Origin of the sequence: Paraburkholderia yinzeri (assembly GCF_046581065.1) — a bacterium.
Taxonomy (GTDB): domain Bacteria; phylum Pseudomonadota; class Gammaproteobacteria; order Burkholderiales; family Burkholderiaceae; genus Paraburkholderia.
This window is the reverse complement of the sequence record NZ_JBFOCJ010000002.1, coordinates 690,089-707,861: the sequence shown is the minus strand read 5'-3', so window position 1 is coordinate 707,861 and position 17,773 is coordinate 690,089. Positions and strand designations below refer to the sequence as shown.

Below are 17,773 nucleotides of genomic sequence, written 5' to 3'. Positions count from 1 at the left end.
CGAAAGAGGCCAGGCCCAACAACCCTGGCAGTCCCGACGTTGTCGGTCCGGAAATTTTTGCCTGCCCGGGCGCGGCAATGGCATGCATCCGGCACGCTCAAGCCGATTCGATCGCTCTCAGCGCAGCGGCAAAGCGCGGGTCGTTCAGATACGCGACGTTGAATCGAAACCACGGCGAGGGGTGATCGCTCTGCGGGGAGAACACGGTGCCCGGCGCGAGGATGACGCTGCGGTCGAGCATCGCGCGCGCGAGTTCGATCGAATCGTCGTGCCCCGGCAGCCGCGCCCATAGATACAGGCTTTGCTCGGTCGGCCGATAGATGGCCGCGCCCACGTCTTCTAGCGCCTTGATGCCGGCCGCCGTGGCGCGGCGCAGCTTCTCCTGCATGCGGTTGGTGTGCCGCAGGAAATGCCCTTCGCTGAGAATCACCTCCAGCGTGCGTTCGCAGTACTCCGAACTGCTGACGTGCGTGAGCATCTTCACGTCGGCCAGGTCGCTGGCCAGTTCCGCGTCGCAGGCGAGAAAGCCCACCCTGAGCGCGGCGGAGACGGACTTCGAAAAGCTCCCGATGTAGATCGTGCGGCGCAACTGGTCCAGCGTGGCGATGCGCGTCATGGGGCGCGGCTTGAAGTCGGCGAGCGCGTCGTTCTCGACGATGATGAGGTCGTGCGCCTCGGCCAGTTGCAGGATGCGGTGGGCTTTGGCAGCGCTCGTGTCGGTCGCGGTGGGGTTGTGTCCCACCGACTGCGTGAAAAAGAGCTTCGGCCGATGTTGCCTGACGAGCGCCGCGAGCGTGTCGATGTCGGGGCCGTCCATCATGCGCGGTACGCCCAGCATGACGGCGCCGCTCAGCTTCAGCTTGCCGAACAGCGGGTAATAACCGGGATCGTCCACCAGCACGGTATCGCCGGGCCGCACGAAGTAGCGCAGCACGAGGTCCATCGCCTGGTTCGCGCCGTGCGTGAGGACGATCTGCTGCGGCGTGGCGTGGATTTCGTAGCCCGCCAGCTTGTGCTGCAGATGCTGGCGCAGCGGCAGGTAGCCGTAGCGGCTGCCGTAGCGGAACAGCGACCCCACGCCGGTCCGCACCACGCGCTGGTGGAACTGGTCCAGCCGCGTTTCCTCCAGCCACTTGATGGGCGGAAAGCCTTCGCCGAGATTCAGGTACTCGGTCTTGCTCTGCAACTGCTCGCGCATGAGCCACACGATGTCCATGGCGTGATCGAGCGTCGACGATTCGACGTCCTCGGCCTGCGGGCGCGCCGCGCGGGCGACGAAGAAGCCGGCGCCGCGCCGCGGCTCGATCAGGCCGTTCGCCGTCAGCAGGTCGAACGCGCTGATGACCGTGTTCTTCGAGCAACCGTTTCCCTCAGCGTATTCCCTGATTGAGGGCAGCTTGTCGCCGGGCTTCAGAAGTCCGTCTTCGATCTGTCTGGCCAGATTGTCCGCGATCGAATGCACGAGGCTCGGTCCCGAGCGTGCCATGTCTGTGTCCTCGCTACGCAAAGGGGCAGGTGTCCTGGGTACACCTGCCCGACTGTTTGTCGAAAGTGTACCTTTCGTATGGGTACAGTCGGCCTATTATTCGCCCATTCCAATGTCATCCGCAAGCGGCCTTTGGCAGCGCTGCCGCGAGGGTGACGGCCAATCCAGTCAGAGGATCCCGATGGGCATCGATTCGAAGCTACCCAATTTCCGCAAGCTCACCCCCGCGCAGCGACTGCAGCACATTGCCGGCATCTCCGGCTTGTCCGAAGCGGACCGGTTGCTTTTGTCCCGCCCCGGTGCGCTGCCGTCCGAGACGGCGGACGGCATGATCGAGAACGTGATCGGCACGTTCGAACTGCCGCTTGCCGTGGCGGGCTATTTCCAGGTCAACGGCCGCGACGTGCTGGTGCCGATGGCCGTGGAAGAGCCGTCGATCGTTGCGGCCGCATCGTTCATGGCGAAGCTCGCCCGCGTGAGCGGCGGCTTCCGCACGTCGAGCACCGGGCCGTTGATGCGCGCGCAGATCCAGATCGTCGACGTGAGCGACCCCTACGGCGTGCGCCTGTCCATTCTCGCCCACCGGCAGGAGCTGATCGAGCTCGCGAACAGCCGCGACAAGGTGCTGATCGATCTGGGCGGCGGCTGCCGGGACATCGAGGTGCATGTGTTTCCGGACACGCCGCGCGGCGCGATGGTGATCGCGCATCTGATCGTCGACGTGCGCGACGCGATGGGCGCGAACACCGTCAACACGATGGCCGAATCCCTCGCGGGACGCATCGAACAGATCACGCGCGGCAAGGTTCGCCTGCGCATCCTGTCGAATCTCGCCGATCTGCGCCTCGCCCGCGCGCAGGTGCGCTACGCGCCCGCGACCCTGGCCACGGCCGAGTACTCCGGCGCAGAGGTGATTGCCGGGGTGATGGACGCGTACCTCCTCGCGGCGATCGATCCGTACCGGGCCGCGACCCATAACAAGGGCATCATGAACGGCATCGATCCGATCATCGTGGCGACCGGCAACGACTGGCGCGCCGTGGAAGCGGGCGCTCATGCCTATGCGAGCCGCGGCGGCCGCTATACGTCGCTGACCACGTGGGAGACGGCGGCCAACGGCGACCTCGTCGGCACCATCGAGATGCCAATGCCCGTGGGGCTCGTCGGCGGCGCGACGAAGACGCATCCGCTCGCGCGGCTGGCGTTGAAGATCATGGACGTGAAGTCGGCCCAGGACCTCGCCGAAATCGCCGTCGCGGTCGGGCTCGCACAGAATCTCGGCGCCTTGCGCGCACTGGCGACCGAGGGCATCCAGCGCGGCCACATGGCGCTGCATGCGCGCAATATCGCGCTTGCCGTGGGCGCCACGGGTGCCGATGTCGACTGGATCGTGCGCCGGATGGTCGAGGCGAAAGACGTGCGCGTCGACTTTGCGGCACGGCTGCTCGCGGAGCAGCGCGACGCGTAAAAAGGAAAGACAGGCAGCACAGGAAGTACCCCCGGCCCGCGCCGGGAAGACAATAACGCCCTCGATGGAGGAGACATGACAGCAGCAAGGGATCGCGGCCACGAGGCCGCCGCGGGCGCGCGCCCGCGCTATGTGGAGGTATGGGGCGATACGGTCGATGCGGCGCAGCTCGGCTGGTCGGTGGTGCTGGGCATCGTCATCAGCTTCGGGGCCTTCGAGCTGGCGCTGCGGCTGCTGCAGCCGGTGGTCGCCGAGGCGGCGATGGCGCGGGCGTATGCGATGCTCGCGGGTCTCGGCGGCTGCCTCGTGGCCGGAGCGGTCTGCGCGAAGCTCTTCAAGCCGAAGCGCATCGTGGTCGAGCAGGTCTCGGACGAAGGCCGGCGCGCGGAGCTGATCGAGAGGCTCGTCGCCGAATCGGGCCCGCAGGGCGCCATCGAGACCTTGCCGTCCTACGTGGTGGCCGAGATGAAGGAAGTGGGCCTCTACGATCTCTTTGCCGGCGTCGAGGCGCGCCGCGCGGCGGCCTGGCCGCAGGCGTCCCCGCAGGTTTCCCGTGAAGCCGCACCCAATCGCGCCGGCGAGGTGGCACGATGACGCCGCTCATTCAGGACATCTGGGTCGCCGTGGCGATGGGCGTGACCGGCGCCATCGTGTTCGCGGCGATCGGCCTCGTTTCCGGCACGGACGAGACCACCACGATCGCGCCGCTCACGCTGCTCGTCGCGCTGCTGGGCGTGCCGCCCGCCGGCGTTTTCACGTTCTTCATGGCGGGCGCCGTGTCGAAGCACATGACCCATGCCATTCCGACCGCGCTGCTCGGCATTCCCGGCGACACGATGGCCGTGCCGCTGATGGACGAGGCCATCGCCTTGCGCAATCTCGGCGTGCCGCATATCGCGCTGCGCAAGATGGTCTCGGGCGCGATCGTCGCGGCCTTCGTCGCCGTGCCGCTCGCCGTCGCGTTCGCGTGGCTGCTCGCGCCGTTCGGCGCGAAGATCACGCCCATCGTGCCGTGGGTGTTCCTGATCGCCGCCGTCGCTATCGCATATCTCTCGGCGGGGCGCTGGGCCGCGGTGGCGGCGCTCGTGCCGTTCGTGTTCGTCATCATGGGGCTGCAGGCCGTCACGGCGCACTATCACGTGAAGCTTGGCGTGAGCTACTTCCTCGGCATCGCGGTGGGGCCGCTCGTCGCCGACCTGTTCGCACTGCTCTCGCCCATGAGCCGCCCGGCGATGCGGCGCGACGGGCCGCGCACGTTCTCGCTCGCGCCGGACATCAAAGGCTGGAGCGGGTACTTCCCGAATCCGCTGAAGGTGCTCGACCCGCGCCAGGCTCGCTTGACCGTAGGCGCCGCCGCGGTTTCGAGCGCGACCTTCGTCTTCAGTCCCGTCGCCATGACGGTCGTGCTGGGCGAAGCGGTGGCCTCGCGCATTCACCAGGCCTACCACCGGCTCACGACGGTCATCGCGGTGCGCAATGGCGTGACCGAAGCCACCTATATCGCCGAAGCGCTGATTCCGCTCATTGCCTTCGGTCTGCCGCTGAGCCCGGTGGCGGCGGGCCCGGCGGCGCCGCTGTTCAATGCGCCGCCGCGCTTCACCGTGAGCGGCGCGGACGGGCAGATCCACAACCTCCACACGCTGCTCACGCCGGGCGCGTTCCTCGGCTATGGCCTGCTGGCGATCGTGCTGGCGGCGGTGATCGCCTATCCGCTCTCGATGAACTTCGCGCATCGGGCCGCTTCGTTCGTCGCGCGGCGCCTGAGCCACGAGGCCATCATCGCGACCTTCGTCGGTCTGATCGTCGTGATCGGCTTCTGGGAGGGTCAACTGGCCGGGCTGCTCGTCGTGGTGACGGTCGGGCTCGTGGGCGGCCTGCTGTCGCGGGCCTTCGGGCTCAATACGGGCGTGCAGTTCATGGGCTATTACACGGCCGTGCTGAGCGTGCCGGCTCTCACAAAGCTCTTTACCTGAGCCTGGGCGCCACGGCCCGGCGGTGCGTTTCCCGCCGCTAGCGGAAAATCTCCGCGAGCAGGTTCGCCACCGTGCGCATCCGGTCGCTGTCGCGCAGCGCCGGGTGCTGCACGAGCCACACGTCCTGGTCGAGCGTCCGGATGTGCTTCTCCACGCAGACGAGATCGTTCGTCGTGCTGCCCGCGAGTTGCGCGAGCACGCCGAGCCCGGAGCCGCCCAGCACGCCGTCCAGCACGCCCATCCCGTAGCTCGTGCGCAGCGACGGCGCGCTCGCCCCCGGCAGGCTGCCCAGCCATTGCGCGACCGGGTGGTCGGACTGGCGGTCGTCGGGCCCGACGAACGAGAGCTTGTCCCATTCCCGCCGCGCGATCGCCTGCTTGTGCCGCAGGTAGTAGTCGCGCGACGCATAGAGCCCGAAACGGATCCGGCCGATGCGCCGCACGTAGAGGTCGCCTTCGTCGGGGCATTCCGTCCACAGCGCGATGTCCGCTTCGCGCCGCGCGAGGCTGTAGCGACGGCGCGAGGTCAGCACCTCGATCGCGAGGCCGGGCAGGCGGTCCTGGAATGAGCCCAGCAGCTTGAGCAGCATGTACGACGGCCATTCGGACGCGTTGATGCGCACCGTCCCGCGCGGCCCGGCGTGGCCCGTCACGTCGCCCGCGCGCGCAATCTGGTTCGCGAGGTCTTCCATCTGCTCGGCCGCGGCCAGCACCTTCGCGCCGAAGGCCGTAGGGGTACACCCTGAGGGCACGCGGTCGATCAGGGGTTCCCCCAGGCGCCGCTCGAGTTCGGTGAGGCGGCGCGAGAGGGTGGGCGCGCTCAGGTCGCAGGCCTGGGCGGCGGCGCGCATCGTGCCTTCGCGGGCGATTGCCACCAGCAGCCGCAGATCGTCCCAGTCGATGTGTTCCATTTTTGTAACGGCAAGTTTTGAAATTTGGCATAGCATAACCCGATCCGCGGCGATAGGATTCAGTCCGGGGCGCCCTCTTGCCGTTGCCGCCGCACGTGCTTTCGAGCGGGTTGGCGCACCGGCAGCAGGCGATAAGCCCGTGAACGGAAACAGATGCCAACAAACCGAAAACCGCCAGACGACTCGTCGGCTACCCTCGGGTAGAGACGTACGGGCGACACGGAGACAACCATGACTCAACCCTTCAAAGCCTCACGCCGCCGCGCCATCGTGGCCACCGCAACGCTCGTCGCCTGCGCGGTCCTGCCGGCGGCCCCGGCTCTCGCACAGACGCCCCACAAGCCCAAAGTCGCGCTCGTCATGAAGTCGCTCGCCAACGAGTTCTTCCTGACGATGGAAACCGGCGCGAAGGACTACCAGGCGCACAACAGCGGCAAGTTCGACCTCGTGACGAACGGCATCAAGAACGAGACCGATACGGCCGCGCAGATCCAGATCGTCGAGCAGATGATCGTCTCGAAGGTGGACGCGATCGTGCTGGCGCCGGCGGATTCGAAGGCGCTCGTGCCGGTGGTGAAGAAGGCGGTGGACGCCGGCATCATCGTCGTGAACATCGACAACCGGCTCGATCCCGACGTGCTCAAGTCGAAGGACCTGAACGTGCCGTTCGTGGGCCCGGACAACGCCAAGGGCGCCGAGAAGGTGGGCGACTACCTGGCGCAGAAGCTCAAGGCCGGCGACGAAGTGGGCATCGTCGAAGGCGTGTCGACCACCACCAACGCGCAGCAGCGCACGGCCGGCTTCAAGGCGGCCATGCAGAAGGTAGGCGCGAAGATCGACTCGGTGCAGTCGGGCGAGTGGGAAATCGACAAGGGCAATGCGGTGGCGTCCGCCATGCTCAACGAGTATCCGAACATCAAGGCGCTCCTGTGCGGCAACGACAACATGGCGATCGGCGCCGTGTCGGCGGTGCGCGCGGCAGGCAAGCAGGGCAAGGTGTACGTGGTGGGCTATGACGACATCGACGCCATCAAGCCCATGCTCAAGGACGGCCGCGTGCTCGCCACGGCCGACCAGTACGCGGCGAAGCAGGCCGTGTTCGGCATCGATACGGCGCTCAAGGCGCTGGCCGATCACAAGAAGCAGTCGGAGCTCGCCGGCGTGGTGGAAACGCCGGTCGATCTCGTGACGAAGTAAGATCCCCCTGGGTCCGGGCCGCGCCGCCACGCCGTGGCCGCCGTCCGGACCCTGTCTGAGCGCGATGCTTGCGCGGCGGTTACGCGATGTCCCTTCCTCTCCAGCCTTCCCAGGATGCCGTGCCCGTGCTGAACGTGCAGGGTGTCGGCAAGACCTATGCCGCGCCGGTGCTGGCCGGCGTATCGCTGCAACTCCATGCGGGCGAAGTGCTCGCGCTGACCGGCGAGAACGGCGCCGGCAAGAGCACGCTTTCGAAGATCGTCGGCGGCCTCGTGACGCCCACCGAAGGCGCCATGACGCTGGGCGGTGAGGCCTACGCGCCGGCCAGCCGCAGCGAAGCGGAGGCGCTCGGCGTGCGCATGGTGATGCAGGAGCTGAACCTGCTGCCCACGCTGACGATTGCCGAAAACCTGTTTCTGAACCGCCTGCCGCGCCGCGGCCTGCTGGGCTCCCTCGGCGGCCGCATCGACCGCGTGAAGCTGCGCGAGGACGCGCGCCGCGCGATGGCGCAGGTCGGGCTCGATGCGATCCATCCGGACACGCTCGTCGGCGAGCTCGGCATTGGCCATCAGCAGATGGTCGAGATCGCGCGCAACCTGATCGGCGACTGCCGCGTGCTGATCCTCGACGAGCCCACGGCCATGCTGACCGCGCGCGAGGTCGACCTGCTGTTCGCGCAGATCGCGCAGTTGAAGGCGCGCGGCGTGGCGATGGTCTATATCTCGCACCGTCTCGAAGAACTGCAGCGCATTGCGGAGCGTGCGGCGGTGCTGCGCGACGGGCGGCTCGTGCATGTGGGCGCGATGCGCGATCTTACGAGCGAGCGTCTCGTCACGCTGATGGTGGGGCGCGACGTGGGCGAAGAGATCGACCTGGGCGAGCGGCGCCTCGGCGGCGCCGCGCTCAAGGTCGAGCACATGACGCGCGGCCACGCGGTGCGCGACGTGTCGTTCGAGGTGCGGGCCGGCGAGATTTTCGGCATCAGCGGCCTGATCGGCGCCGGTCGTACCGAACTCCTGCGTCTTATCTTCGGCGCGGACCGCGCGGACGCAGGCACCGTGTCGATCGCGCACGGCGGTGCGCCGCTCGCGCCGGTCACGCTGAATTCGCCGGTCGATGCGGTGAAGCACGGCATCGCGTTGATCACCGAGGACCGCAAGGGCGAAGGGCTGCTGCTGCCGCAGTCGATTGCGGCCAACGTGTCGCTCGGCAACGTGGGCGCCGTGGCGAAGCGCGGTGTGATCGACAGCGGCCGCGAGGCGGCGCTCGCGCAAAAGATGATCGACGCCATGCGCATCCGCACGTCGGGCCCCGCGCAAACCGTGGCGGAACTGTCGGGCGGCAACCAGCAGAAGGTCGTGATCGGCCGCTGGCTCGCGCGCGACTGCACGGTGCTGCTGTTCGACGAGCCCACGCGCGGCATCGACGTCGGCGCGCGTTTCGACATCTATACGCTGCTGGGCGCGCTTGCGCGCGAGGGCCGCGCGCTCGTGGTCGTGTCGAGCGACCTGCGGGAGCTGATGGCGATCTGCGACCGCATCGGCGTGATGTCGGCGGGACGATTGACCGGCATCTTCGAGCGCGGCGGCTGGACCCAGGACTCGCTGCTCGCCGCGGCTTTCGCGGGCTACGCGAGCAACGAATCCCCGACGCAAGCGGGCGCGGCCAACGCGGCGGCGTCCGACGAGAACCTGACGGAGCATTGAGCATGACAACGCAAACGAGCCTGCCGACCGCGCAGCCGGAGCCCCCCGGCAAAACGAAGCCGGCGCGCGAGCGCAGCGGTTTTTCGAACTACCTCGGCCTGATCGGCGCGCTGGTGGGCATGATCATCCTGTTCTCGCTGCTGAGCTCGCACTTCCTCACCTACGACACGTTCAGCACGATTGCGAACCAGATTCCCGACCTCGTCGTGATGTCGGTGGGCATGACGTTCGTGCTGATCATCGCGGGCATCGATCTCTCGGTCGGCTCGGTGCTCGCGCTTGGCGCTGCCGTGACGAGCGTCGCTTCCCTGCAGTGGCATTGGCCCGCGATTCCGGCCGCGCTGTTCGGCATGGCGGGCGCGACGCTCACGGGCTGCGTGACGGGCACGATCACGGTGGGCTGGCGCATTCCGTCGTTCATCGTCTCGCTCGGCGTGCTCGAAGCGGCGCGCGGGCTTGCGTACCAGTTGACGAACTCGCGCACGGCCTATATCGGCGATTCGCTCGACTTTCTCTCGAACCCGATCGCGTTCGGCATTTCGCCGGCTTTCCTGATCGCCATCGCCGTGATGCTCGTCGCGCAGTGGGTGCTCACGCGCACCGTGTTCGGCCGCTATCTCGTGGGCATCGGCACCAACGAAGAAGCGGTGCGGCTGGCGGGTGTCGATACGCGTCCGTACAAGATCGCGGTGTTCGCGCTGATGGGCCTCCTTTCGGGGCTGGCCGCGCTGTTCCAGATCTCGCGCCTCGAAGCCGCCGACCCGAACGCGGGCGACGGTCTCGAACTGCAGGTGATCGCCGCCGTGGTGATCGGCGGCACCAGCCTGATGGGTGGACGCGGTTCGGTCACGAGCACCTTCTTCGGCGTGCTGATCATTTCCGTGCTGGCCGCGGGTCTCGCGCAGATCGGTGCGAGCGAGCCGACCAAGCGCATCATCACCGGCGCCGTGATCGTGATCGCGGTGGTGGTGGATACCTATCGCAGCCGGCGTCGTGCCGCATAATCGGATCGTGTGGCGCGAAGGCGCTAACTCCGGATCGACAGGAGCCTCATTGTGTCTAAAGCAGAAAAAGCGGGCCGGGTCGTAGTCGTCGGCAGCATCAACACCGATCTCGTCGCGCGCGCGCCGCATCTGCCGCGCCCCGGCGAGACCATCGGCGGGCATGAATTTTCGCAAGTGGCGGGCGGCAAGGGCGCCAACCAGGCGGTCGCGGCCGCGCGCATCGGCGCGCAGGTTTCGATGGTGGGGTGTATCGGCAGCGACGCGAACGGCGGCCAGCGGCTGCACGACCTGGAGGTCGAAGGCATCGACTGCGCCGGCGTCGAGGTGAGCCAGACGCAGCCCACCGGCGTTGCGCTGATCACGGTTTCCGACGAAGGGCAGAACACGATCGTCGTCGTGGCGGGCAGCAATGGCGAGCTCACGCCCGCGCAGGTGCAGCGCCATGAGGCGATGCTGCGCGCGGCCGACGTGGTGGTGTGTCAGCTCGAATCGCCGTGGGATGCCGTGTACGCAACGCTTGCGCTCGCGCGGCGTCTGGGCAAGACCACGGTGCTGAACCCGGCGCCGGCGACCGAACCCTTGCCGGCCGAGTGGATGCCGCTCATCGACTATCTCGTGCCGAACGAGGTGGAGGCCGCGATTCTGGCCGGCTTACCGGTGGAGTCCGAAAGCGGGGCGCGGCGCGCGGCGGCGGAACTGCAGCGCGCCGGCGCGCGTAACGTAATCGTCACACTCGGAGCGCAGGGCGCGTATCTGCTGCGCGAGGGCGGCGAGGGCGCGCACTTCGCCGCGCCGGAAGTGCGCGCCGTCGACACGACGGCCGCGGGCGATACCTTCATCGGCGTGTTTGCTTCGCAACTGGCGGCGCGTCAGCCGCTCGACGCGGCGATCGGGCTCGCGCAACGGGCGGCGGCGATTTCGGTCACGCGCGCGGGTGCCCAGCCGTCCATTCCAACGCGCGACGAGGTCGACAGCTTCTCCTGAGCGGGCTGGCGATATGCCCCTCGTTCCTGGCATCCGTCAATTGCCGTGCTGCGGGCATGCAACTTTATCGATGAGGTAAAGTCAACGCAGATCGCCGTACCGGTTATGCCGGCACGGCGATCCTTGTAACCGCGTCGCATGCAACCCAGGCAAAAGGGGAATACGGATGAAGTCCAGTGAAGTCAGATCGAAAGCGTTTGCCATGCCGTTGACGAGCCCGGCGTTCCCCATGGGACCCTACCGCTTCGTCAATCGCGAATTCCTCATCATCACGTATCGCACCGATATCGACCGGTTGCGCGAGATCGTGCCCGAGCCGCTCAAGGTGACCGATCCTTACGTGCATTACGAGTTCATCCGCATGCCGGACTCGACCGGCTTCGGCGACTATACCGAGAGCGGCCAGGTGATCCCGGTGGAATTCAACGGCGAGAAGGGCGGCTACACGCTCGCCATGTATCTGAACGATCACCCGCCTATCGCGGGCGGCCGCGAGCTGTGGGGCTTCCCCAAGAAGCTCGCGACGCCTACGCTCGAAACGCATATCGACACGCTGCTCGGCACGCTCGACTACGGTCCCGTGCGCGTTGCGACGGGAACGATGGGCTACAAGCACAAGGAACTCGACATCGTCGACCAGGCCAGGCGCCTGGCCGGCGCGAATTTTCTGCTGAAGATCATTCCGCACGTCGATGGCACCGCGCGCGTTTGCGAACTCGTGCGCTACTACCTCGAAGACATCACGATGAAGGGGGCCTGGACCGGACCGGCCTCGCTTCAGCTTGCGCCGCATGCGCTCGCTCCCGTCGCCGATCTGCCGGTGCTCGAGATCGTGGAGGCGCGCCACCTGATGGCCGACCTCACGCTTGGCCTCGGCGAAGTGGTTCACGATTACCTCGCCCAATAACGGTTGGCGGGCACGCGCCCCGCTCGCTTCGTGCGGGCGGGGGTTGGCCGCAGCCCCTGTCGATCCTGCCAGTTTCGCGCCATTTGTCCGTCCGGCGGACCCTCGTAGGATAATCCGCTTGCCGCCGCAGTCTGCCATGTGGGTGGACCGGCCAGGCGCGCGACAACGGAATGAATTCAAGGTGGAGCATGAACAAGATTGCAGGTGCCCTGCTTGCGGCGGGCCTGATTGCGTTTTCGGCATCGAGCCGCGGAGATAACCCCGAACCGGCATGGCTGCCGGCCACGGCGGCAACCGGGTTCGAGAGCGCCCCGGCGATCGTCGAGGGTGCGCAGGGCAACGACGTCAAGTCGACGATTTACGTCTTCATGGACCCGAACTGCATTTATTGCCATCTCGTCTGGAAAGCCCTGCGGCCGTACGAGGCGGCGGGACTTCAGGTGCACTGGATTCCGCTGGCATTTCTCAAGCCCGACTCGGCGGGCAAGGCCGCCGCGCTGCTGCAGGCGCCGGACAGCGCCGCACTGCTCAAGAAGCTCGAACTCGGCTACAACGAGAAGGACGAGTCCGGCGGCATTGCCCCGCTGCCGACCGTTCCCGGCGCGACCCAGGCGAAGCTCGACGGCAACGCCAAACTCTTCCAGGACCTCGGGTTCCAGGGCACGCCGACGATCATCTATCAGGGCTCGGGCGGCCGCTGGGCGGACTATGGCGGCATGCCCAAGCTCGCCACGCTGCCCGGCATGCTGAACCTGCCGGCTCAGCCCGTTACGGACCCGGAGCTGAAGCAGTATCAGTGATGCGCGCGGTATGAGGCGGCCGGACCGTTGCTGCTTGCGACGGCCGGTGCACTGAGCGCGGCCGTGGCCGCCACCAGCGCCACGGCAAACAGGTTGGCGCCGAGGATGAGCAGCGGGGGCAAGGCTCTCGATTTCATGATTGGAGCTCCGTCGGTTGCCAGGGGCTGGCAAAAAAATAAGGATTGCAAAGCGGACTCCTGCCGTGTGATGCTTGTCGCTGCACCGCACGGCAGGTAGTGTCCGCCGGGACTTACTGCAGGCGCGCCTTCAACTGGTCGGCGAGCTGCTTGATTGCGGTCTTCGTCGGTGCGTCGTCGGCCAGCGCGTTGAGCAGGCCGAAGTCGTGGATCGTGCCGTTGTAGCGCGTCGTCGTGACCTCGTCGCCGGCTGCATCGAGCTTTCTGCCGTAGGCTTCGCCCTCGTCGCGCAGCACGTCGAAGTCGGCGACCTGGATCAACGCGGGCGGCAAGCCTTTGAGCTCTTCCTGCGACGCGCGCAGCGGCGATGCATAAATCTGGCTGCGCTGCGCCGGATCCTTCGTATAGGCGTCCCAGAACCACTTCATCATGTCGCGCGTGAGGAAGTGGCCGTTCTGGTAGGCGAGGTAGGAGCCGTCGTTGAAGTTCGCGTCCGTGACGGGCCACATCAGGCCCTGGAAGCGGATGTCCGGCCCTTGCTTGTCCTTCGCCATCAGGCTGACGACGGCCGCCATGTTGCCGCCCACGCTGTTGCCGACCACGGCGAGCCGGCTGCCGTCCACGCCAATTTCTCCACCATGCTGCGCGACCCATTTCGTCGCGGCGTAGGCCTGGTTGATGGCCACCGGATAATGCGCCTCGGGCGAGGGCGTGTAGTTCACGAACACGGCGACAGCACCCGATTGCACGACGAGGTCGCGCACGAGACGCTCGTGGGTCGGGAAGTCGCCGAGTATCCAGCCGCCGCCATGGAAGAACATGAACACGGGCAGCGTGCCGCTCGCGCCCTGCGGGCGAACGATGGTGATCGGCACACTGATGCCGTCCTGCTCGATGGTGCGGTTCGAGACGTCGATACCCGAGAGATCGACCTTGACGCCGTTCTGCGCGTCGGTCAGCACCTGGCGCGCCTTGACGGGCGGCAGCGTATTGATTGCGGGTCCGGTGCCGCTGTTCAGCGCGTGCAGGAAGGCCGAGGTGACCTTGTCGGGGGTAGCGGGGGCGGCGGGCGCAGCGGCCGTGGCGAACGCGGTGTGCACGGCGAGCAATGCGGCGAGGGTGAAGGGCTTGAGCGATTTCATGATCGGTTCCTCGATAAGTAGTCCGTAGTGTCAGGCGAGCGTGAGCGTCACATCGATGTTGCCGCGCGTAGCGTTCGAGTACGGGCAGACGACATGCGCCTTGTCGATCAAGGCCTGCGCGGCGTCGCGCGCCATGCCGGGCAGCGCGATCTTCAGCTCGACTTCGATGCCGAAGCCGTTCGGAATCGCGCCGATTCCCACGCTGCCGTCGATCGACACGTCGGCGGGAAGCGCGATCTTGTCGCGCGCAGCGACGAACTTCATCGCGCCGATGAAGCAGGCGCTGTAGCCGGCAGCAAACAACTGCTCGGGATTGGCGCCGGCGCCGCCCGCACCGCCCAGCTCGCGCGGGGTGGTCAGCTTGACGTCCAGGTTGCTCTCGGGCACGACGGCGCGGCCGTCGCGACCGCCGGTGGCACGGGCATGAGCGCGGTAGAGAACGTTTTCGATCGACATGATGAGGCTCCTTCTTCGGTGACTGGGTTGGTTACGCAAATCTATCTACTAAGTGATAGATTTGCGGGCCTAAAAAACGGGCTTTCGCCCGGCTTTGGTTTATTTATCTATCAATAGATAGATTGTGATCCGGAAACTTGCCTTCGGTGCTCGTTTCCATGGCTCGAACTTTATCTATCGGTAGATAGAATGTCAAGCACTTTTTTGAAGGATCGCCGAACCGCCACCCGACCCGGCCGGCACGAAGCGAACGCTTAGCTCAGCACCTCGCCACCTTGCACGCGATATCGCGCCAGCGCCGCCATGTAGCAGCGGTGGGCGTCGTTGTGCTCGCGGATCAACGCCATGATCCGACCGTCGTCCGGCATGTCGAAAAGCAACGGCTGCACCTCGCGGTTCAGCTTTTCTCCTGCGAGCATCCAGGCTTCATAGGCGGCGATAAAGGCCTGCTTGTGTGAATCCATCGAATTCGGCTCTTCGGTCAGGAGCGTTGATCATTCAGTCCAGCCAGGGGCCGGTGCTCTGCGGCGGACGCGATTATAGCGTGGGCCAGGCGTGCCAGCGGGGCGTTAGAGCGACCCATTAATTTAACCTGGGATAACCGAGCGATAGGGCCGCCTTCGCCATTGCTTCGATGTCGTCGTAGTCGTTGCGCGCGAGCCGCGCGAAGCCGCGCAAGCGCAGGAGGCGGGCGCGCTCGGGGTCGGCCGCGTGGGCCGCGTCGAGCGCGTCGCGCAGCAGAGCGGCCTGCCGTTCGTCGAGCGTGCGCGATGCAATGAACGGCAGGCCGGGAGCGGATGTCGTCATGCCGATGACCTCGACCTCGGCGAGCAAGTCGGGGCTTGCATCGCGCAGCAGTGCGAGCGTGACGCAGTCGATGGCGGCGACGTCCGCCTGGCCGCTGGCGATTGCCCGCAGCGAAGCGAGGTGCGAGCCGGTCCACGCAACCGAAGCGAAGAAGCGGCCTTCGCGCGCGTGCGGCGCCACGGCGTGACGCAGTGCATTCATGCCGCTCTGCGAGTCCTCGCCATTGCAGGCGGCGCGCAGCCCACGGCAGGCGGCGAGGCTCGTCGCGCCGCGCGCCCGCGCCGTGGCGGCGACCACGATGGCGCTGCAATAGCGCGGCCCTTCGCAGCCTTTTGCGTCGAACATGGGGGTCGCGATCAGATGGACCGCATCGGCGAGGCCGAGCACGCGATACGGAAAGCCGCAGGTCTGCGAGAGCAGCAGGTTGTCGCGACGCCAGAGCACCATCAGGTCACCGAAAGGTTCGTCGAGGATCGTCGCGTTCGCCGCATCGCCGCCGGTGCGCGCGAACGCGTCGAGCGCATCGCGCAGCAGCGCGCGCCACGACTGCGCGTGTCGCGGCGTCACGTTGTACATCGGCAAGGCAGCGATCCATGGGCTCATGCGGCCATTCTACGACGGCGGGAAAGCGGGTCGGAAGGGGGCGCAATCAGTTCGATCAGCACGATAAGCAAATGCAAATCCATTGTTTGGCCGGGTGGCCTGTTTTGGTTATGGTGAGTGGCCCAGGTTGCGCGTGGTAGATCCGCAGTATTCCTGCGTTTTCCCGGTCCTCCGTTTTATGCGCCCGTCCGTCCATCCACCAACAGGAACATGGCTGAGTATTTCGACGTCGATCATGTCCGCGAAATCGCCTCGCTAGCGGCGCGTTTCACCGCGCGTACCGAATGGCCGACCTGGCTCGTGATCGTCGCGATCTATGGCGGATGGGTCGCCGTGCTTTCGCTGGTAGGGAAGGGCCGTCTGCCGCTTGCGCTCGCCACGCCGCTCCTCGTCTTGCTGTGCGCATGGCACATGTCGCTGCAGCACGAACTGCTGCACGGCCATCCCACGCGTCACGCGTGGCTGAACACACTGCTGGGCTGGCCGCCGCTGGCCGTCTGGTATCCCTATACGCTGTACCGCGAGAGTCATCTCGAACATCACCGCGACGAAGACCTGACCGTGCCGGGCGTCGATCCCGAGACCAACTATGTCCTGCCTCGGCAGTGGGAGGATTTGCCGGGCTGGCAGCGTGCATTGTGGTATGCGCGCAAGAGCTTCATCGGACGCACGCTTATCGGATGCGCCGCGAAGCCTACCGGCGCAAGTGCGGCGGCTTCGTGATCGGCGGCTACGGCGCGCTGCTCCGGCGTTACGCGTGGCGGCCGACCGATGCGCCCGGGCATCCTTTCGTTCCACCCGCTTACCGACGAACCATGACTCCTTTATCTACCCGACTGCTGGCCAACATGCGTCGAGGACGCGTCTATACGAGCGCGAATCTCACGCGCATCCATCGTGTCGAGGCCGACGCCGTGGCGCACGCGCTGGCGGAACTCGTCGGCAAGGGAGTGCTGCGCGAGTGTTTGAATTCGCGCAAGCTGCCGGGCTACTGCCTCGCCGGGTCAAACCCTGCGCCCGCACAGTCGCAAGCGGTTTCCGGCGAGGTCGCGACGCCCGCCGTCACTCGCCGCCTCGACGGCGTGCTTCGCGGCTACGAGACCGAACTCGCCACGCGCCGCGCGCTGGCCATGCTCGCGCGCCGCTGACCTCATCGGTTCCTTTCGACTACTAAAGGAAACTGGGAAACCCGATTTAATGACTGAAAACTTGAAAAAAACAGTAGTTTTCACTGTCGTGCCTGCTCTAGCATAGCCCGCACAATCACAGGTGCGGCATCGCCAGGACGTGCCGCCTTCGACCTCGGGGCAATGATGAGAACCGGCGCAGCAAGCAGGCCATTCGCGACACCGAAGACCACCAGAACGCAAACCCGCGTGACGACCCGGCTCGCGCTAGGCTTCGGCATCGTGCTCGCGATGCTCGTGGCGCTCTCCGTGGTGGGCATGAGCGGCATGACCCGGATTCGCGACAAGCTCGACGAAATCGTCAACGTCCACAACGCCGAAACGATGCGCGCCACCAATCTGCGCGACGCCGTGAGCGGCATTGCCATCGCGATCCGCAACATGGCGGTGATGACCAACGACGGCGACGTGAGCGCCGAAAAGGCGACGATCGGCGCGCAGGAAGCGGCCTATGCCGGGAACTATCGCGAGCTGGGCCGCCTCTTCGACGACTCGCCGCTCACGACCGACGAGGAGCGGCGGCTTTACGCCGCACTACGCCAGGAAGAGGCCGATACCTTGCCGCTCGTCGAAAAAGAAGCGGTGAACTGGGCGCTCGCGAACGATCAGGACGCGGGCGCTGCTATGTACTCGATACCGGCGCCATGACAATGCAGTACACCTTCGAGTTCGACCTGACAATCCTCGAAGTCGCGTTCCTCACGCAATCGGGCGTACTGCCGCGACCGACGGGCGTCCTGTGCAATCTCGTCGTCGCAACAGATGATGTATTCGGGTTCTCCAACCCGCAGGAGGATTTCCAGCCGTTCAACCAGGGCGTGTTTTCCAGCGAGGTCCTGAATGCAGGCTGACCAGCCCCCGACGCTGGTGCCGTTGCCGTTCGCAACGAACGGGTTGCGCAACGTTATCCTGGAAGCATCGCAGATTGACGTGACGCCGGGAGCTGCGTCGCTGAACGACGGCTTTCCGCCCGCAACGATGACGAACCCGCTGCAGGGTGGCACTC

19 protein-coding genes and 1 pseudogene are annotated in these 17,773 nt (G+C 66.4%); 13 read left to right on the top strand and 7 right to left on the bottom strand.

What is annotated here, in order from left to right; genetic code table 11:
* Nucleotides 1-97: 97 nt before the first annotated feature.
* A complete protein-coding gene (locus tag WJ542_RS20335; RefSeq protein WP_411191250.1) occupies nt 98-1,486 on the bottom strand; it encodes an aminotransferase-like domain-containing protein in 1,389 nt (462 codons plus the stop codon).
* Between the two features lie 181 nt (nt 1,487-1,667).
* Here WJ542_RS20335 and WJ542_RS20330 point away from each other — a divergent pair, with 181 nt between their 5' ends.
* From WJ542_RS20330 to WJ542_RS20320, 3 genes are all read left to right on the top strand, one after another.
* Nucleotides 1,668-2,954 (top strand): hydroxymethylglutaryl-CoA reductase, degradative, encoded by a 1,287-nt coding sequence (locus WJ542_RS20330; RefSeq protein WP_411191248.1) that lies wholly within the window; start codon nt 1,668-1,670, stop codon nt 2,952-2,954.
* A gap of 75 nt (nt 2,955-3,029) precedes the next feature.
* Nucleotides 3,030-3,548, top strand: coding sequence for a hypothetical protein (locus tag WJ542_RS20325; protein ID WP_411191247.1), 519 nt, complete (start codon nt 3,030-3,032; stop codon nt 3,546-3,548).
* A complete protein-coding gene (locus WJ542_RS20320; protein WP_411191246.1) occupies nt 3,545-4,927 on the top strand; it encodes a tripartite tricarboxylate transporter permease in 1,383 nt (460 codons plus the stop codon). The genes WJ542_RS20325 and WJ542_RS20320 overlap by 4 nt, the downstream gene beginning before the upstream one ends.
* A gap of 37 nt (nt 4,928-4,964) precedes the next feature.
* Here the strand turns inward: WJ542_RS20320 and WJ542_RS20315 are convergent, their stop codons facing one another.
* Nucleotides 4,965-5,837: a LysR family transcriptional regulator gene (locus WJ542_RS20315; protein WP_411191245.1), complete on the bottom strand. Its 873-nt coding sequence runs from the start codon at nt 5,835-5,837 to the stop codon at nt 4,965-4,967.
* Nucleotides 5,838-6,068: 231 nt separating this feature from the next.
* Between WJ542_RS20315 and WJ542_RS20310 the strand changes: the two genes are divergently transcribed.
* From WJ542_RS20310 to WJ542_RS20285, 6 genes are all read left to right on the top strand, one after another.
* Complete coding sequence (locus WJ542_RS20310; RefSeq protein ID WP_411191244.1) at nt 6,069-7,034, top strand: sugar ABC transporter substrate-binding protein; 966 nt, start codon at nt 6,069-6,071, stop codon at nt 7,032-7,034.
* A gap of 86 nt (nt 7,035-7,120) precedes the next feature.
* Nucleotides 7,121-8,740 (top strand): sugar ABC transporter ATP-binding protein, encoded by a 1,620-nt coding sequence (locus tag WJ542_RS20305; RefSeq protein ID WP_411191243.1) that lies wholly within the window; start codon nt 7,121-7,123, stop codon nt 8,738-8,740.
* Between the two features lie 2 nt (nt 8,741-8,742).
* Complete coding sequence (locus WJ542_RS20300) at nt 8,743-9,744, top strand: ABC transporter permease (protein WP_411191242.1); 1,002 nt, start codon at nt 8,743-8,745, stop codon at nt 9,742-9,744.
* A 51-nt stretch (nt 9,745-9,795) separates the two neighbouring features.
* Nucleotides 9,796-10,728: a ribokinase gene (gene rbsK, locus WJ542_RS20295; RefSeq protein WP_411191241.1), complete on the top strand. Its 933-nt coding sequence runs from the start codon at nt 9,796-9,798 to the stop codon at nt 10,726-10,728.
* 166 nt (nt 10,729-10,894) lie between these two features.
* On the top strand, nt 10,895-11,635 hold the full coding sequence (locus tag WJ542_RS20290) for an acetoacetate decarboxylase (RefSeq protein WP_411191240.1): 741 nt from the start codon (nt 10,895-10,897) through the stop codon (nt 11,633-11,635).
* A 188-nt stretch (nt 11,636-11,823) separates the two neighbouring features.
* On the top strand, nt 11,824-12,435 hold the full coding sequence (locus WJ542_RS20285; RefSeq protein WP_411191239.1) for a thioredoxin fold domain-containing protein: 612 nt from the start codon (nt 11,824-11,826) through the stop codon (nt 12,433-12,435).
* Here the strand turns inward: WJ542_RS20285 and WJ542_RS20280 are convergent.
* The 5 genes from WJ542_RS20280 to WJ542_RS20260 form a co-directional block, all read right to left on the bottom strand.
* Nucleotides 12,429-12,572, bottom strand: a complete 144-nt coding sequence (locus WJ542_RS20280) for a hypothetical protein (protein ID WP_411191238.1) — start codon at nt 12,570-12,572, stop codon at nt 12,429-12,431. The two genes, WJ542_RS20285 and WJ542_RS20280, sit on opposite strands and share 7 nt — an antisense overlap.
* Nucleotides 12,573-12,685: 113 nt before the next feature.
* Nucleotides 12,686-13,714, bottom strand: a complete 1,029-nt coding sequence (locus WJ542_RS20275) for an alpha/beta hydrolase (RefSeq protein ID WP_411191237.1) — start codon at nt 13,712-13,714, stop codon at nt 12,686-12,688.
* 30 nt (nt 13,715-13,744) lie between these two features.
* Nucleotides 13,745-14,170: an organic hydroperoxide resistance protein gene (locus WJ542_RS20270; RefSeq protein ID WP_411191236.1), complete on the bottom strand. Its 426-nt coding sequence runs from the start codon at nt 14,168-14,170 to the stop codon at nt 13,745-13,747.
* A 254-nt stretch (nt 14,171-14,424) separates the two neighbouring features.
* A complete protein-coding gene (locus tag WJ542_RS20265) occupies nt 14,425-14,634 on the bottom strand; it encodes a hypothetical protein (RefSeq protein ID WP_411191235.1) in 210 nt (69 codons plus the stop codon).
* Between the two features lie 118 nt (nt 14,635-14,752).
* Nucleotides 14,753-15,580, bottom strand: coding sequence for a phosphate/phosphite/phosphonate ABC transporter substrate-binding protein (locus WJ542_RS20260; protein WP_411191234.1), 828 nt, complete (start codon nt 15,578-15,580; stop codon nt 14,753-14,755).
* Nucleotides 15,581-15,790: 210 nt separating this feature from the next.
* On the opposite strand from WJ542_RS20260, the pseudogene WJ542_RS20255 reads away from it, so the two are divergent.
* The 4 genes and pseudogenes from WJ542_RS20255 to WJ542_RS20240 all read left to right on the top strand — a co-directional run.
* Nucleotides 15,791-16,294 (top strand): annotated as a pseudogene (locus WJ542_RS20255) (fatty acid desaturase); the annotation flags it as partial.
* Nucleotides 16,261-16,728: a hypothetical protein gene (locus WJ542_RS20250; protein ID WP_411192556.1), complete on the top strand. Its 468-nt coding sequence runs from the start codon at nt 16,261-16,263 to the stop codon at nt 16,726-16,728. The pseudogene WJ542_RS20255 and the gene WJ542_RS20250, both read left to right, overlap by 34 nt.
* A 228-nt stretch (nt 16,729-16,956) precedes the next feature.
* Entirely contained in the window at nt 16,957-17,415 is a 459-nt protein-coding gene (locus tag WJ542_RS20245; protein WP_411191232.1) for an MCP four helix bundle domain-containing protein, read from the top strand.
* Nucleotides 17,412-17,618 carry a hypothetical protein gene (locus tag WJ542_RS20240; protein ID WP_411191231.1) on the top strand — a complete coding sequence of 69 codons (207 nt, stop codon included), beginning with the start codon at nt 17,412-17,414 and terminating at the stop codon, nt 17,616-17,618. The genes WJ542_RS20245 and WJ542_RS20240 overlap by 4 nt, the downstream gene beginning before the upstream one ends.
* Nucleotides 17,619-17,773: the final 155 nt, after the last annotated feature.

Bases quoted from the DNA above. Each gene is read 5' to 3' on its own strand.
- WJ542_RS20335 (WP_411191250.1), bottom strand. From the start codon at position 1,486: ATGGCACGCTCGGGACCGAGCCTCGTGCATTCGATCGCGGACAATCTG.
- WJ542_RS20330 (WP_411191248.1), top strand. From the start codon at position 1,668: ATGGGCATCGATTCGAAGCTACCCAATTTCCGCAAGCTCACCCCCGCG.
- WJ542_RS20325 (WP_411191247.1), top strand. From the start codon at position 3,030: ATGACAGCAGCAAGGGATCGCGGCCACGAGGCCGCCGCGGGCGCGCGC.
- WJ542_RS20320 (WP_411191246.1), top strand. From the start codon at position 3,545: ATGACGCCGCTCATTCAGGACATCTGGGTCGCCGTGGCGATGGGCGTG.
- WJ542_RS20315 (WP_411191245.1), bottom strand. From the start codon at position 5,837: ATGGAACACATCGACTGGGACGATCTGCGGCTGCTGGTGGCAATCGCC.
- WJ542_RS20310 (WP_411191244.1), top strand. From the start codon at position 6,069: ATGACTCAACCCTTCAAAGCCTCACGCCGCCGCGCCATCGTGGCCACC.
- WJ542_RS20305 (WP_411191243.1), top strand. From the start codon at position 7,121: ATGTCCCTTCCTCTCCAGCCTTCCCAGGATGCCGTGCCCGTGCTGAAC.
- WJ542_RS20300 (WP_411191242.1), top strand. From the start codon at position 8,743: ATGACAACGCAAACGAGCCTGCCGACCGCGCAGCCGGAGCCCCCCGGC.
- WJ542_RS20290 (WP_411191240.1), top strand. From the start codon at position 10,895: ATGAAGTCCAGTGAAGTCAGATCGAAAGCGTTTGCCATGCCGTTGACG.
- WJ542_RS20285 (WP_411191239.1), top strand. From the start codon at position 11,824: ATGAACAAGATTGCAGGTGCCCTGCTTGCGGCGGGCCTGATTGCGTTT.
- WJ542_RS20280 (WP_411191238.1), bottom strand. From the start codon at position 12,572: ATGAAATCGAGAGCCTTGCCCCCGCTGCTCATCCTCGGCGCCAACCTG.
- WJ542_RS20275 (WP_411191237.1), bottom strand. From the start codon at position 13,714: ATGAAATCGCTCAAGCCCTTCACCCTCGCCGCATTGCTCGCCGTGCAC.
- WJ542_RS20270 (WP_411191236.1), bottom strand. From the start codon at position 14,170: ATGTCGATCGAAAACGTTCTCTACCGCGCTCATGCCCGTGCCACCGGC.
- WJ542_RS20265 (WP_411191235.1), bottom strand. From the start codon at position 14,634: ATGGATTCACACAAGCAGGCCTTTATCGCCGCCTATGAAGCCTGGATG.
- WJ542_RS20260 (WP_411191234.1), bottom strand. From the start codon at position 15,580: ATGAGCCCATGGATCGCTGCCTTGCCGATGTACAACGTGACGCCGCGA.
- WJ542_RS20250 (WP_411192556.1), top strand. From the start codon at position 16,261: ATGCGCCGCGAAGCCTACCGGCGCAAGTGCGGCGGCTTCGTGATCGGC.
- WJ542_RS20240 (WP_411191231.1), top strand. From the start codon at position 17,412: ATGACAATGCAGTACACCTTCGAGTTCGACCTGACAATCCTCGAAGTC.